Source organism: Afipia clevelandensis ATCC 49720, from assembly GCF_000336555.1.
Classification (GTDB): Bacteria; Pseudomonadota; Alphaproteobacteria; order Rhizobiales; family Xanthobacteraceae; genus Afipia; species Afipia clevelandensis.
Window position 1 is genome coordinate 674,701 of the sequence record NZ_KB375281.1, and the last position, 13,002, is coordinate 687,702.

The 13,002-nt window shown below is 63.4% G+C and carries 16 protein-coding genes; 8 read left to right on the plus strand and 8 right to left on the minus strand.

Annotated features, from left to right (window positions below; genetic code table 11):
• Positions 1-16 precede the first annotated feature (16 nt).
• The 3 genes from HMPREF9696_RS03030 (at position 17) to HMPREF9696_RS03040 (ending at position 2,062) form a co-directional block, all read left to right on the plus strand.
• On the plus strand, positions 17-925 hold the full coding sequence (locus tag HMPREF9696_RS03030) for a hypothetical protein (RefSeq protein ID WP_002711473.1): 909 nt from the start codon (positions 17-19) through the stop codon (positions 923-925).
• A 103-nt stretch (positions 926-1,028) separates the two neighbouring features.
• The gene (locus tag HMPREF9696_RS03035) at positions 1,029-1,613 is read left to right on the plus strand and encodes a TetR/AcrR family transcriptional regulator (protein ID WP_002711474.1); all 585 of its coding nucleotides are present in this window, start codon (positions 1,029-1,031) and stop codon (positions 1,611-1,613) included.
• Positions 1,613-2,062: a PaaI family thioesterase gene (locus HMPREF9696_RS03040; RefSeq protein ID WP_002711475.1), complete on the plus strand. Its 450-nt coding sequence runs from the start codon at positions 1,613-1,615 to the stop codon at positions 2,060-2,062. Before HMPREF9696_RS03035 ends, HMPREF9696_RS03040 begins: the two co-directional genes overlap by 1 nt.
• A 63-nt stretch (positions 2,063-2,125) precedes the next feature.
• Here the strand turns inward: HMPREF9696_RS03040 and rplI are convergent, their stop codons facing one another.
• The 6 genes from rplI to HMPREF9696_RS03070 all read right to left on the minus strand — a co-directional run bounded on the left by rplI (position 2,126) and on the right by HMPREF9696_RS03070 (position 5,371).
• Positions 2,126-2,728, minus strand: coding sequence for a 50S ribosomal protein L9 (rplI, locus tag HMPREF9696_RS03045; RefSeq protein WP_002711476.1), 603 nt, complete (start codon positions 2,726-2,728; stop codon positions 2,126-2,128).
• A 50-nt stretch (positions 2,729-2,778) separates the two neighbouring features.
• The gene (locus HMPREF9696_RS03050) at positions 2,779-3,744 is read right to left on the minus strand and encodes a DUF2232 domain-containing protein (RefSeq protein WP_040301124.1); all 966 of its coding nucleotides are present in this window, start codon (positions 3,742-3,744) and stop codon (positions 2,779-2,781) included.
• Between the two features lie 214 nt (positions 3,745-3,958).
• Entirely contained in the window at positions 3,959-4,198 is a 240-nt protein-coding gene (rpsR, locus tag HMPREF9696_RS03055; RefSeq protein WP_002711478.1) for a 30S ribosomal protein S18, read from the minus strand.
• A 5-nt stretch (positions 4,199-4,203) separates the two neighbouring features.
• Complete coding sequence (gene rpsF, locus HMPREF9696_RS03060) at positions 4,204-4,671, minus strand: 30S ribosomal protein S6 (protein ID WP_002711479.1); 468 nt, start codon at positions 4,669-4,671, stop codon at positions 4,204-4,206.
• 321 nt (positions 4,672-4,992) lie between these two features.
• Positions 4,993-5,172 carry a hypothetical protein gene (locus tag HMPREF9696_RS03065; RefSeq protein ID WP_002711480.1) on the minus strand — a complete coding sequence of 60 codons (180 nt, stop codon included), beginning with the start codon at positions 5,170-5,172 and terminating at the stop codon, positions 4,993-4,995.
• A 1-nt stretch (position 5,173) separates the two neighbouring features.
• Entirely contained in the window at positions 5,174-5,371 is a 198-nt protein-coding gene (locus HMPREF9696_RS03070; protein WP_002711481.1) for a hypothetical protein, read from the minus strand.
• A 192-nt stretch (positions 5,372-5,563) separates the two neighbouring features.
• On the opposite strand from HMPREF9696_RS03070, the gene fabD reads away from it, so the two are divergent.
• The gene (gene fabD / locus HMPREF9696_RS03075; protein WP_002711482.1) at positions 5,564-6,517 is read left to right on the plus strand and encodes an ACP S-malonyltransferase; all 954 of its coding nucleotides are present in this window, start codon (positions 5,564-5,566) and stop codon (positions 6,515-6,517) included.
• Positions 6,518-6,679: 162 nt separating this feature from the next.
• Here the strand turns inward: fabD and eutC are convergent, their stop codons facing one another.
• Both eutC and HMPREF9696_RS03085 read right to left on the minus strand, forming a co-directional pair.
• Complete coding sequence (gene eutC / locus HMPREF9696_RS03080) at positions 6,680-7,495, minus strand: ethanolamine ammonia-lyase subunit EutC (RefSeq protein WP_002711483.1); 816 nt, start codon at positions 7,493-7,495, stop codon at positions 6,680-6,682.
• A complete protein-coding gene (locus HMPREF9696_RS03085) occupies positions 7,492-8,886 on the minus strand; it encodes an ethanolamine ammonia-lyase subunit EutB (protein WP_002711484.1) in 1,395 nt (464 codons plus the stop codon). The genes eutC and HMPREF9696_RS03085 overlap by 4 nt, the downstream gene beginning before the upstream one ends.
• 210 nt (positions 8,887-9,096) lie before the next feature.
• On the opposite strand from HMPREF9696_RS03085, the gene fabG reads away from it, so the two are divergent.
• The 4 genes from fabG to mltG all read left to right on the plus strand — a co-directional run.
• The gene (gene fabG / locus HMPREF9696_RS03090) at positions 9,097-9,834 is read left to right on the plus strand and encodes a 3-oxoacyl-[acyl-carrier-protein] reductase (RefSeq protein WP_002711485.1); all 738 of its coding nucleotides are present in this window, start codon (positions 9,097-9,099) and stop codon (positions 9,832-9,834) included.
• 301 nt (positions 9,835-10,135) lie between these two features.
• Positions 10,136-10,375 carry an acyl carrier protein gene (locus tag HMPREF9696_RS03095; protein WP_002711486.1) on the plus strand — a complete coding sequence of 80 codons (240 nt, stop codon included), beginning with the start codon at positions 10,136-10,138 and terminating at the stop codon, positions 10,373-10,375.
• Positions 10,376-10,484: 109 nt separating this feature from the next.
• Positions 10,485-11,750 carry a beta-ketoacyl-ACP synthase II gene (gene fabF, locus HMPREF9696_RS03100; protein WP_002711487.1) on the plus strand — a complete coding sequence of 422 codons (1,266 nt, stop codon included), beginning with the start codon at positions 10,485-10,487 and terminating at the stop codon, positions 11,748-11,750.
• 140 nt (positions 11,751-11,890) lie between these two features.
• Positions 11,891-13,002, plus strand: a 1,112-nt coding sequence (mltG, locus tag HMPREF9696_RS03105) for an endolytic transglycosylase MltG (RefSeq protein WP_002711488.1), incomplete at its 3' end; no start/stop codon positions are given.

Sequence of the window (13,002 nt, forward strand, 5' to 3'; positions counted from 1 at the left end):
ATTTTGGAGATTCGGGATGTTGAGCCGAGCGCTCATTTTGGCGGCGGTGGCTTTTGCTTTTGGCTGTTTCGGGGCGATCCCGGCGACCGCGCAAAATCTGGAAGCCGGCAAGCCTCCCTCCCAGATTTTTTCCAGCACGTGCTCGCTGTGCCACAAGAGTTCGCGCGGGTTGCTGAAGACCGTCTCGCCCGGATCCTTGCCGGGCTTTCTGCGCCAGCACTACACCACCAGCAGCGACATGGCCTCGGCCATGAGCGCCTACGTCCTGTCCAATGGCGCCGCCAATGCCGCGCCGGGGGGCAATCTGACCCGGCAGGGTCAGGAGGCGGCGGGGGGCCGTCCCGGTCAGGAGCCCGGTCCCGACCACGCCAAGGGCCGCAAGCCGGCGCGCGAGGCGGCGAAGCCCGACGCAGATGGACGGAAGCAGGCCGCCGAACCGGACGCTCAGACCGCTCGCCAGAAGGCGGCAGCGGAGCGGCGCGCCGCACGTCAGGCGGCACGCGAAGCTGCACGGGCCGCCAAGCATGGCCTGCCGCCAAAGAACGAAGCCCGCCACGAACAGTCCACAAGCGAGCAACCGGCAACGGCGGCGAAATCCGACGCGAGATCCGATTCCGGGCCTGACGACAAGAAGCCCGAGGCTGACAGAAAGCCCGACGTCGACAAGGCGGAGCCGTCGCAGGACTCCGGCAAGAGCGACACCGCCAAGGTTGAAGGGACGCGGCCGGACCCGGTGCCTGCAGTGACGCCGGCCCCGAAGGAGGCCGAGAAGCCGGCCGAGGTGGCCGTGGCGCCGCCAAAGGAAGCAGCCCCGGCTGGCCCGCTGACCATTGATATCGGTCCGGCACCGGCGTCCAAGCCCGTCGTATCCGCCGGTTCGCCGCCGGTCCCGGCCGGGAATCCGATCCCGCCGATCTCCCGGTAATCCTGTCCCGAGTCGAACGCGATCTCGCAGCGCGCTGGCTTGCGTTTTGACTGGAGCAATGCTCTAGAGTAATACTCTGGTTCGCGAACAGGAGACCCGGGCGATGGCCGGTCCGCGTGACGATCTGCTGACGGCCGCACTGGCGGTGTTCGACAAGGACGGCTTTGAGGGGGCAACGGTTGCCGCGATCCGTGAGCGGGCCGGCGCATCCAACGGCAGCTTCTTTCATTTCTTCAATTCCAAGCGCGAACTGGCCGGCACGCTGTTTCTCGAACTGCTGCGCCGCTATCACATCGCCATGCTCGATGTGATCGACCCGCCGCCGGGCGCAGAGGAGGGCATTGCGCGTTTGATCCGCACGCATCTGGACTGGGTCGTCAACAATCGCCGCGAGGCCAACTTCCTGTTCGAGATTTCGCGCAGCGAATGGGCGCAGGATGTTCGCGACGCGCGCAAGGCGCGGAATGCGACCGTTGCCGAAGGCGTCGAGGCCTGGCGCGCGCCGCTGGTTGGAAGCGGCGAGCTGTTGCCGATGCCAGCGTCCTTGTTCTTCAGCCAAATCATTGGACCGGCGCAATTCGTCTGCCGCGCGTGGCTGTCGGGCCGCGACCCCACCGATCCGCGCGATCATGCAGATGCGCTGATTGCCTGCGCCGTGCGCGCGCTGACTGCAAAGGGAGAGCGATGATGGCCGATACGGAATTCGCGCCGATTGCCGAACATATCCGCAGCAATGTCATGCGTCAGGGCTTCATGGTGCATGTCGGCGCCGAGGTGACGGACCTCACGCGCGGCGGCTGTGTGCTGTCGGTGGACCGCAGACCGGATCTCTTGCAGCAGAACGGTTTCTTTCATGGCGGCGTGACCGCGTTTCTGGTCGACAACGCGACGACCATTGCGGCCGCGACCGTCAAGGGGCAGGCGGCACTGACCGCAGAATACAAACTGAACCTTTTGTCGCCTGCGTCGGGCGACCGGCTGATCTGCCGTGCGCGCGTGGTCAAACCGGGACGGCAGGTGTCGGTCGTCGCCGCCGACGTGTTCTGCGTGATCGACGGAGCGGAGAAGCACACCGCAACCGCGCTGGCTTCCATTGCGATGATTGATCGGGCGCTGGCGCCGAACGTGGTCAGCTAAACAAAAACCCGGCCTCGTTGAGGCCGGGTTTCCTGATTGTTATGATCGGCTTGTGCCGATGTCTTACTTCTCTTCGGTAGCTGGAGCCGGTGCAGCTTCGTCGTCGTGCTGCGCTTCCGGATCGAAGAACTCGCCGGCAGCGGCGATGGCTTCTGCGGCTGCGTCGCGATCTTCCTGACGGCTGTTGACGTCTTCGCCGCGGTTGATGCGCTCGGCTTCCGCCTCGGAGCGCGCAACCGTCGTCGACACATGGACTTCGACTTCAGGATGCACGGCGATGGTGATCTTGTGCTGGCCGATGGTCTTGATCGGCGCATCGAGCAGAACCTGCGAGCGGTTCAGCGCAACGCCGTCGGCTTCCAGCGCGGCCATGATGTCGCGCACCGAGACCGAACCGTAGAGCTGGCCGGTTTCCGATGCCTGGCGGATGATCACGACGTTGCGGCCGTCGATCTTCTCTGCGACCTTGGTGGCTTCGCCCTTGGCCTGAATGTTCTTGGCCTCGAGATCGGCCTTCATGCCGTCGTACTTCTCGCGGTTTTCCTTGGTCGCGCGCAGCGCCTTGTTGCGCTTGAGCAGGAAGTTACGGGCAAAGCCGTCCTTCACTTTGACCACATCGCCCATCTGACCGAGCTTGGCCACACGTTCCAGCAGAATGACTTCCATTTGAGTTCTCCGTTGATGTCTTGAGTTGAAGTGTTTGTTGAGAGTGAGATTCAGGTACTCGGCAAAGGCGGTGGCCCGCGCCGGTTCCAGTAGGCTTGTCGAATTCCAAGAACAGCATCGGCGAGGCCGAGGCCGATCATTCCAACCAGCGGCCAGCCGATGAACAGCGTGCCGGCATACGCTGCGCCGAGAACGAAAGCGCGGCCCGAAAAGGCTTGCGTGACAGTGTGCAGCACTGCGAAGCCGGTGATCGCATAGGCCATCAGCAGCGCTGAACTTGCGATCTGGGCGACCATGGCAAGCAATCCGCCGGTGAAGCAAAGCACGACGGCGGCCAGCAACGCGCCCAGCACCAGCTTCGGCATCGTGGTGGTGCGCAGGTCCGGCCATGGCCGGTTGAGGCGGCCCGACGTCGTGGTGATCCGGGCGGCGAGCCACAGATTGAGCGTCAGGGTCATCATCGCAATGATGGTTGCAACGCCGGGTGCGACCGCCACCAGTGCATCGACCACGCGCTCGCTCTCGCCCGCAGGCACTGCGCCGCGCCCCCCGATGATGCGCAGCAGGCCGCGGCGCAATGCAGCGGTGATGGTGTCCGCGTCGGTGCCGAGGGTGAGCAGTGCGCTGACGGTGGTGAGGGTGGCGAAGGCGGCGATCCAGACCAGGATGCGGCCGGTCGGATACCAGTCGAGCGCGGGAGCGATGTTGGCGAGTTGCGGATCGTTCGAGACGGGGCGCGCCAACAGGGTCAGATAGCCGAGCCACCAGGCAGGCAGTGCGATGGTGAGCGCGAACGCCAGCATGTAGGGGACGCCGAAAATGGCGCCGAGGCTGATGGCTGCGACGATTCCGCCGATCAGGGAAGTCGCGGAACCCCAGCCCAGCGCCGCCACCATGAGGGGAAGGGGCGCGAGGTAAAACAGCACGATCGAGATCACCGCGCCGGACACGATCGACGCGAACATCAAGGCCGACGCGAGGCCGGCTGCCAGTGCGATGAGGATACCCGTCATCATCGGCTCGTCCTGCTCCTTTCGAGCAGTTAGAGGTTCGTTGAACCCCAACCATCGGCGACCGAACGACCGGAAGCCTTATGAAATGTCAGTTCAGTTGGCCGTCATTGCGAGGAGCGTAGCGACGAAGCAATCCAGCTTCCTGAATTTAGAGTGGATTGCTTCGCTTCGCTCGCAATGACGAATTCAAGCACGGCATGACCTGCCGCGCTCGATCTTAACGGATCACGTAAGGCAGAAGGCCGAGGAACCGCGAGCGCTTGATGGCGCGCGCGAGTTCACGCTGCTTCTTTGCCGACACGGCCGTGATGCGGCTCGGGACGATCTTGCCGCGCTCGGACACGTAACGCATCAGCAGCTTCGAATCCTTGTAGTCGATCTTCGGCGCATTCGGACCCGTGAACGGGCAGGTCTTGCGGCGGCGGAAGAACGGACGGCGTGCACCTGCTTCAGCCATATCTCTTACTCCTCAACCGATGCAGTTGCGTCTTCATCACGCGGACGGCGCGGGCGGTCGCCACGATCGCCGCCACGGAAACCACCTCCGCCGAAACCGCCTTCACGGTCGCCGCGGAAGCCGCCGCCACCGCGCTCGTCGCGGTCACGCTCGGCCTTGCGCATCATCGCGGAGGGACCTTCCTCCAGCTCTTCGACGCGGACGGTGAGATAACGGATGATGTCTTCGTTGATCCGCTCCTGACGCTCGATCTCGGCGACCACCGCTGCGGGGCCGTCGATGTTCAGCATCATGAAGTGAGCCTTGCGGTTCTTGTTCATGCGGTAGGTGAGGGAGCGCACGCCCCAGTTCTCGGTCTTGGTGACCTTGCCGCCGAGACCTTCGATCACGCCGGTGATCTGCGTGGTGAAGTCTTCGACCTGCTGGGCGCTCGCATCCTGACGCGCGAGAAATACATGCTCGTAAAGAGGCATGGGTGTCCTTTCCTGTGTTAGCGCAAGTCCTGGCGGCAAGCCCTTCGAGACCTTCGGAAAGGACTCGATATTGCTCAGAAGGCGGAAGCACGGGACGACGGACCGACTGGCCCTGTCACATCAAAATCGCCAAAGGTGAGATTGCTGAGACCGTCCGTTCAGCTCCCGGCCGGGACCCACGGATGGCGCGGTTATAAGGATTCCGGAGATGTTTGCAAGGCAAAACAGGGCGTTTCAGCAGCCGGAACCGGCCCAAATCCGGGATTTTCCGGTATGGCGATCACCCGCCGCCGCTGGCGGTCGTCGGACAGTCTCGGCCGCCTAGGAACGAGGGGTAATCGGGAAGGACGGGGCGCCCACTATGGGGAATACCTTGCCCACATCCATCCTCTGGCTGGAATAGCCCAACGCGCCTCCGACCACGACCAGGCCAAGGGCGAGGCCGAACAGGAACTTGTGGTAGGCGCGCCGGCCACCAACTGTGTCGTCCATATCGCTCATGTCAACGCTGCTCCGTATTCGTGTGTGGCCTCGCCATTCCGGTCGTTCCGGGCGGGGCCTTGTCGGATGCCGTAACCACCAGCGGGGTCCGGTCGAATGTCGTGACCAGCGCCGCGCCGAAAACGGCGAGCAGGACGGCCGCGAAAATCAGGACTGGCGCGAGCGCCAGTGTCTGTGGCTTGCGAGGATTGTTCTCCATGATGCGCACTCCACTCGGCGCCCCTGGAAACAAACGCTTTGGGCGTGGGTCGGGTTCCCGGTCGGCCAATGGCCTGTCCGCCACTGGCCTGCCGTTCGCTGGCCGATCCGGTGTTCATTGGCCCGCCGCGCCGCAACTTGACACCCGGCGTCCCGGCGGTGTCTTACGGCCTTCTCATTTGCGGGGATTTTCATGACAGCAGCATTCACCTTTCCGGGACAGGGTTCGCAGACGGTCGGCATGGGCAAGGCGCTCGCCGACGCATTTCCGGCGGCAAAGGCCGTCTTCGATGAAGTGGATGCGGCGCTCGGCGAGAAGCTGACCGCGATCATCTGGGAAGGCCCCGCCGAAACCCTGCAGCTCACCGAGAATGCGCAGCCTGCCCTGATGGCGGTATCGCTGGCGACCTTGCGCGTGCTGGAGAGTGAAGCGGGTGTCGATATCGCCCGTGATGCGGCTTTCGTCGCCGGTCATTCGCTGGGCGAATACTCGGCACTGGCGGCAGCGGGCGCATTCTCGATTCATGACACGGCGAAGCTGCTGCGCACGCGCGGCCTCGCCATGCAAAAGGCCGTGCCGGTCGGTGTCGGCGCGATGGCCGCGCTGCTTGGCCTCGATTACGACGCTGCGGTTGCCGTCGCGGAAGAAGCCGCGCAGGGCCAGGTCTGTCAGGCCGCCAACGATAATGGCGGCGGGCAGGTGGTTGTCTCTGGCGACAAGGCGGCGGTGGATCGCGCGGTCGAGATCGCCAAGGCGAAGGGTGCGAAGCGCGCGATGCTTCTTCCGGTCTCTGCGCCCTTCCATTGCCGCCTGATGCAGCCTGCCGCCGACGCGATGGCGCAGGCGCTGGCGGGCGTGACCATCAACACGCCGAAGGTGCCGGTTGTTTCCAACGTGCTGGCATCCGCGATCACCGATCCGGACGAGATCCGCAAGCGGCTGGTCGAGCAGGTGACCGGCACGGTCCGCTGGCGCGAGAGCGTGGCGTGGATGGCCTCGCAGGGCGTGACGCATTTCCTCGAAATCGGCGCGGGCAAGGTGCTGTCGGGTCTCGTGAAGCGTATCGCCGATGGTGCTGTCGGCGTTTCGGTCGGGGGACCGGGGGATATCGAGGCTGCGAAGGCCGCTATCGCAGCATCGCGTTAAGATTACCGCCGGACATAATCGCCAGCGGTATCATGGCCTCATTTTCGTGTGGCCCGATTGTTGCTACGCCTGTCGGGCCGCTCATTTACTCCAGTTTTTGAGTGGTCGCCCCTTTTGGGCTGGGGCATTGCCGCCAGCATCTTCACGATGCTGGCGGCTTTTTTATTCGGAGACGTTGTTGCCTGTGACCTGGGCTGTTGCCTTTGTTTTTAGCAATGCCAGATCGCTCTCGTCCTTCAACTCAATCCCTGTCAGTTGGCGCGCAAGCGCCTCGCGCACCAGCCACGCCAGCTTGAAGGCGGCGGCGCTGTAGCTCAGTCCTTCCGGGCGCACGTTGGAAATGCAGTTGCGGCCCGCATCGCTGCGCGCGCGAAATGGCGCGTGGGTGATGTAGATGCCGAGACTGTCCGGTGAACTCAGGCCCGGCCGTTCCCCGATCAGCATGATGGTCAGCGTCGCCTGCAGCAATTCGCCGATTTCATCGGCGAGTGCGACGCGCGCCTGCGTCGCGATCACGACGGGTGCTTGCCGCAGTTCATCCGCGAGAAGCGGTTTCAATGCTGCGAGCAGCGGCGCAGCATGACGCTCGATCGCCAGCGACGACAGCCCGTCGCCGATCACGATGCAGACGTCGCCGCGCACAAGTGGCTCCGCGCGCAGCCTCGCGATGTCATCGGGATCAATCATGCGCCCGAGATCGGGCCGCCGCAGATACGTGGTGCGGTCCGGTGCGCGGCTGTGGACATGCGCGACGGTCCATCCCTGTGCGCGCAATGCTTCTTCGAGCTTTTGCGCATCGAGCGCGGCATGAATCGCATCGCGCGCCATCGCATGCGCCCATCCGAAACGGAGCACTTCGTCCGTCGGCATGCCCGCACCGGCGCGGCCGAGCGCCAGCCGCGCAGGCGTCACGCCGCGCCATTCGTTCCATGCGCTTTCCGTAATCGCAGATGTGTCGGTAGTGGTCTTGTCCGTCATGCGACCAGCGATTTGAGATGGTTCATGCCGCCAATCAGCGCGTTGGGCGAGGGCGGACGCAAACGTCCCGCATCGTCGGTGATCTGCATGCGCTGCAGCCACGCCTCGAATTCCGGTGCGCGTTTCAGTCCCAGTGTTTCGCGCAGGAACAGCGCATCGTGGAACGACGTGCTTTGATAGTTGAGCATCACGTCGTCCGCGCCGGGTACGCCCATGATGAAGTTCACGCCCGCCGTGCCGAGCAGAACCAGCAGGTTGTCCATGTCGTCCTGATCGGCCTCGGCGTGGTTGGTGTAACAGATGTCGCAACCGATCGGGAGGCCGAGCAGCTTGCCGCAGAAATGATCTTCCAGTCCCGCGCGGATGATCTGCTTGCCGTCGTAGAGATATTCCGGGCCGATGAAGCCGACCACAGTGTTGATCAGCAGCGGTTTGTAGCGCCGCGCCAGCGCGTAGGCCCGCGCCTCGCAGGTCTGCTGATCGATGCCGAAGTTTGCGTCCGCCGACAGTGCGCTGCCTTGTCCGGTCTCGAAATACATGACGTTGTCGCCGACGGTACCGCGCTTCAGCGAGAGGGCCGCGTCATAGGCCTCATCGAGAATTTCGGGTGTCACGCCGAACGACAGATTGGTTTTTTCGGTGCCGCCGATGGACTGGAACACGAGATCGACCGGAACGCCTTCTTCGGTCAGCCGGATCGTGTTGGTGACATGGGTGAGGACGCAGCCCTGGGTCGGGATTTCAAAACGATGGATCACCTCATCCAGCATCCGCAGCAGTTGGCCCAGCACCGGCATGCTGTCGGATGCGGGATTGACGCCGATCACCGCATCGCCTGATCCCATTAGCAGGCCATCCAGTGTCGAAGCCGCGATGCCGCGCAGGTCGTCGGTGGGATGGTTCGGTTGCAGGCGGACCGACAGATGGCCTCCAAGCCCGATGGTGTCGCGGAAGCGCGTGATGACACGGCACTTGCGCGCCACCGCGATCAGATCCTGATTCCGCATGATCTTCGAGACGGCGGCAACCATTTCCGGTGTGAGACCCGGCGCAAGGGCGGTGAGCGTTTCGGTGGTCGCAAGTTCGGACAATAGCCAGTTGCGGAAATCGCCGACGGTCATGTGCGACACCGGCGCAAAAGCCGCCGCATTGTGGCTGTCGATGATCAGCCGCGTGATGTTGTCGTCCTCGTAGGGGATCAGCGCTTCGGTGAGAAACTGCCTGAGGGGCACCTCGGCCAGCACATGGCACGCGGCCATCCGCTCCTGCGCGGTCGCAGCACCAATGCCCGCGAGCATGTCGCCGGAGCGCGCCGGGCTGGCACAGGCCATCACCTGTTTCAGATCGTCGAACGCGAAGATCTGGGACGCGATAACGGTCCGATAGCGCATCGGTGTTGGACTCCGCAGCCTGGCTTCCGGCTGAAGCGTAACACGGCTTCGCCAGCGAAAAAGCGCCGTAAATCAGGCAGGATCGGCACGCCGGGCGGCTTTGTGACGCCGGATCGGGCAAGGGTCATTGACGAGCGGCGTTTTATTGCGGCAAACGGAGCCGACTTTCAGGCCGGGGACTGACCCCGGGACTTCTCCCAAGGGGGCGACATGTTCGATCTGACAGGCAGGACCGCGCTGGTCACCGGAGCCACCGGCGGCATCGGCGGCGCGATTGCGAAAGCGCTGCACGCACAGGGCGCCACGGTTGCCGTTTCGGGCACCCGGCGCGAGGCGCTGGACAAGCTCGCTGGCGAACTGAAGGACCGGGTCCATGTGCTGCCCTGCAACCTCTCCAACATGGACGAGGTGGAGGCGCTGGTTCCGGCTGCCGAAAAGGCGATGGGCCAACTCGACATTCTGGTCGCCAATGCCGGCATCACCCGCGACAACCTGTTTGTTCAGTTGCGCGACGAGGATTTCGACGACGTGATCCGCGTCAACCTCACCGCGACCTTCCGCCTGGCGCGGGCCGCGACCAAACTGATGATGCGCAAGCGGTTCGGCCGAATCATCGCCATCACTTCGGTGGTCGGCGTGACCGGGAATGCCGGGCAGGGCAACTATGCGGCGTCCAAGGCGGGGTTGATCGGCATGATGAAGTCGGTCGGCGCGGAATATGCCCGCCGCAACGTCACCGCCAACTGCATCGCGCCCGGCTTCATTGCGACCCCGATGACCGACGTTCTGAACGAAAAGCAGCGCGAAACGGTGCTGTCCAAGGTGCCCGCAGGACGGCTGGGAACACCGGAGGACATCGCCGCCGCGGCGGTCTATCTGGCCTCCAATGAAGCCGCTTACGTGACCGGTCAGACCCTCCACGTTAACGGCGGTATGGCCATGATTTGACGCCCGTTTTCCGGCCGTTTTGTCAAGCGCCCCGGGCGCTGGACGGCGGCCGGGGCCGTGTGGTCAACTCGGGGGAAGTATGGTAACCGAACGGCACTCGGTTGGGGAAAACGCCATTGCAGGATCGTCAAACCCCGTATATTGCCGTTCCGGCGCCAGCCGCCGTTTTCGGTGACTTCGCCGCTGTGGCGAAGGCGCAGGAATGCGTGGTACGGACGGCACGAATTCGCAATTTTTCGCACCGCGAGGGGCTCGTATCGTTTTACGGTCGAGTTTAATGGAACAAGCACGAGGTTAAACGATGAGTGAGATTGGCGAGCGGGTTAAGAAGATCGTGGTCGAGCACCTTGGTGTCGAGCCCGATAAGGTTGTCGAAAGCGCCAGCTTCATCGACGATCTCGGCGCCGACAGCCTCGATACGGTTGAGCTCGTGATGGCGTTTGAAGAGGAATTCGGTTGCGAAATTCCGGACGATGCCGCGGAAACCATTCTCACCGTGGGCGACGCCACCAAGTTTCTCGAGAAAAACGCAAAGAGCTGACGCCAGCGCGCAGCCATGACGACATGCGGCGGGTTGTGATCGAACGACCCGCCGTCTTGCTGTCATCGTTGCGTTTCTGGCGCTCGCCGATCGAGCCGGAGAAGAACTGATGCGGAGGGTTGTCGTCACAGGGCTGGGCATGGTCTCGCCACTTGCCAACGGTGTCGAGCAGACCTGGAAACGCATCCTCAACGGCGAGAGCGGCGCGAGGCGTATCGAGAAATTCGAGGTTTCCGATCTGACTTGCCAGATCGCCTGCATGGTTCCCCGCGGCGACGGCACCAACGGCACGTTCAATCCGGATGACTGGATGGAGCCGAAGGAGCAGCGCAAGGTCGACGATTTCATCATTTTTGCGATGGCTGCGGCGACCCAGGCGCTCGACGATGCGAACTGGCATCCGAGCACCGAGGAAGAGCGCTGCGCCACCGGCACCATGATCGGCTCCGGCATCGGCGGCATCGAAGGCATCGGCGAAGCCGCCGTCATTCTCAAGGAGCGTGGACCGCGCAAGCTGTCGCCGTTCTTCATTCCGGGCCGCCTGATCAACCTTGCGTCCGGCTACGTCTCCATCAAGCACGGCCTCAAGGGTCCGAACCATGCGGTCGTCACCGCGTGCTCGACCGGCGCGCACGCCATCGGCGATGCCAGCCGCCTGATCGCGTTCGGCGATGCTGATGTGATGGTCGCAGGCGGCGCCGAGTCCGCCGTCAACCGTCTGGCCATGGGCGGCTTCTGCGCGTTGCGCGCAATGGCGACCAAGTACAACGACAATCCGACCATCGCCTCGCGTCCCTATGACAAGGATCGCGATGGATTCGTGATGGGCGAGGGCGCAGGCGTTGTGGTGCTCGAAGAATACGAGCACGCGAAAAAGCGCGGCGCGAAGATTTACGCTGAGGTCGTCGGCTATGGCCTCAGCGGAGATGCCTATCACATTACCGCTCCGGCTGAAGACGGTGATGGCGCATACCGCTGCATGAGCGCGGCGATGAAGCGCGCCGGCGTGACGGCGTCCGATATCGATTACATCAATGCGCACGGCACCTCGACGCCGCTCGGCGACGAGATCGAGCTTGGCGCGGCACAGCGGCTGCTGGGCAATGCAGCATCAAAGGTGTCGATGTCCTCGACCAAATCCTCGACCGGCCATCTGCTCGGAGCAGCAGGCGCGATCGAAGCGATTTTCTGCGTGCTGGCGATTCGGGATAACATCGCGCCGCCCACGATCAATCTCGACAATCCATCGGTCGAGACCGCGATTGACCTTGTGCCGAACAAGGCGCGGCCGCGTGAAATCAATGTGGCGCTGTCCAATTCGTTCGGATTCGGCGGCACCAATGCCTCGCTGATTATGCGGCGGCTGGCGAACTAAGCGTTTCGCGTTCTAGAGACTGTGCAAACAGGGCGGGGCTGACTTCACGGTTTTGCCCCAATCGGACATAATTTCTCTTTCAGGCGTGCTTATAATACTGAAAGCACAGACTAAACCGCCTGCAGAATTCGGGTTGCCTTATGAGCCAGAGACCACCCATCGCGCCTCGCAGTCCGCGCGCCGCGCTTGAACCGGAACAGGTACCGCAGCCGCCGAAGCATTCACGGCGCGCACGCAGCACGCTCGTTGTGGTCGGCAACGCGATCTTCACATTCCTGATCGTGGCGATGCTGCTGGTGGGCGGCGCGTTCTTTTATGGCAAGAAGACCATCGAGGCCAAAGGCCCGCTCGCCGAGGACAAGGTGGTCAACATTCCGCCGCGCGCCGGCATGGCCGACATCAGCGATATCCTTCTGCGCGCCGGCGTGATCTCCGCCGACCGCTGGACTTTCATCGGCAGCGTGCTTGCGATGAATGCGCGCTCCGGCCTGAAGTCCGGCGAATATCTGTTTCAGAAGAATGCCAGCCTGCGCGACGTGATCAACACCATCGTCGAAGGCAAGGTGGTGCAGCATGCCATCACGATTCCCGAAGGCCTGACCTCGGAGCAGATCGTTGCGCGTATCCAGGACAACGACATCTTCTCAGGCTCGCTGAAAGAGCAGCCGCGTGAAGGCACACTGCTTCCTGACACCTATCATTTCCCGCGCGGCACGCCGCGCGATCAGGTGATCCACCGGATGCAGCAGGCGCAGAAGCGCGTGCTTGCCGATGTCTGGGCGCGGCGTAACCCGGAGATTCCCATTCGCTCGCCCGAGCAACTGGTGACGCTCGCCTCCATTGTGGAGAAGGAAACCGGACGTGCGGATGAGCGCAGCCGCGTCGCTGCCGTCTTCACCAACCGTCTGCGTCAGCGCATCAAGCTGCAGTCCGATCCAACCATCATCTATGGTCTTGTCGGTGGCAAAGGCACCCTCGGCCGGCCGATCAAGCGCAGCGAAATCCAGCAGCCGTCGCCGTACAACACCTACGTGATCGAAGGGCTGCCGCCCGGGCCGATCGCCAATCCCGGCCGCGCGTCGCTGGAAGCCACGGCCAACCCCGCACGCACACGCGACCTGTTCTTCGTTGCCGACGGTACCGGCGGCCATTCGTTCACCGAAACCTACGATCAGCACCAGAAGGGCGTCGCGAAACTGCGCGCGATGGAGAAGCAGCAGAACGACACCCTGGAAGCCGACGATCAGCCGCC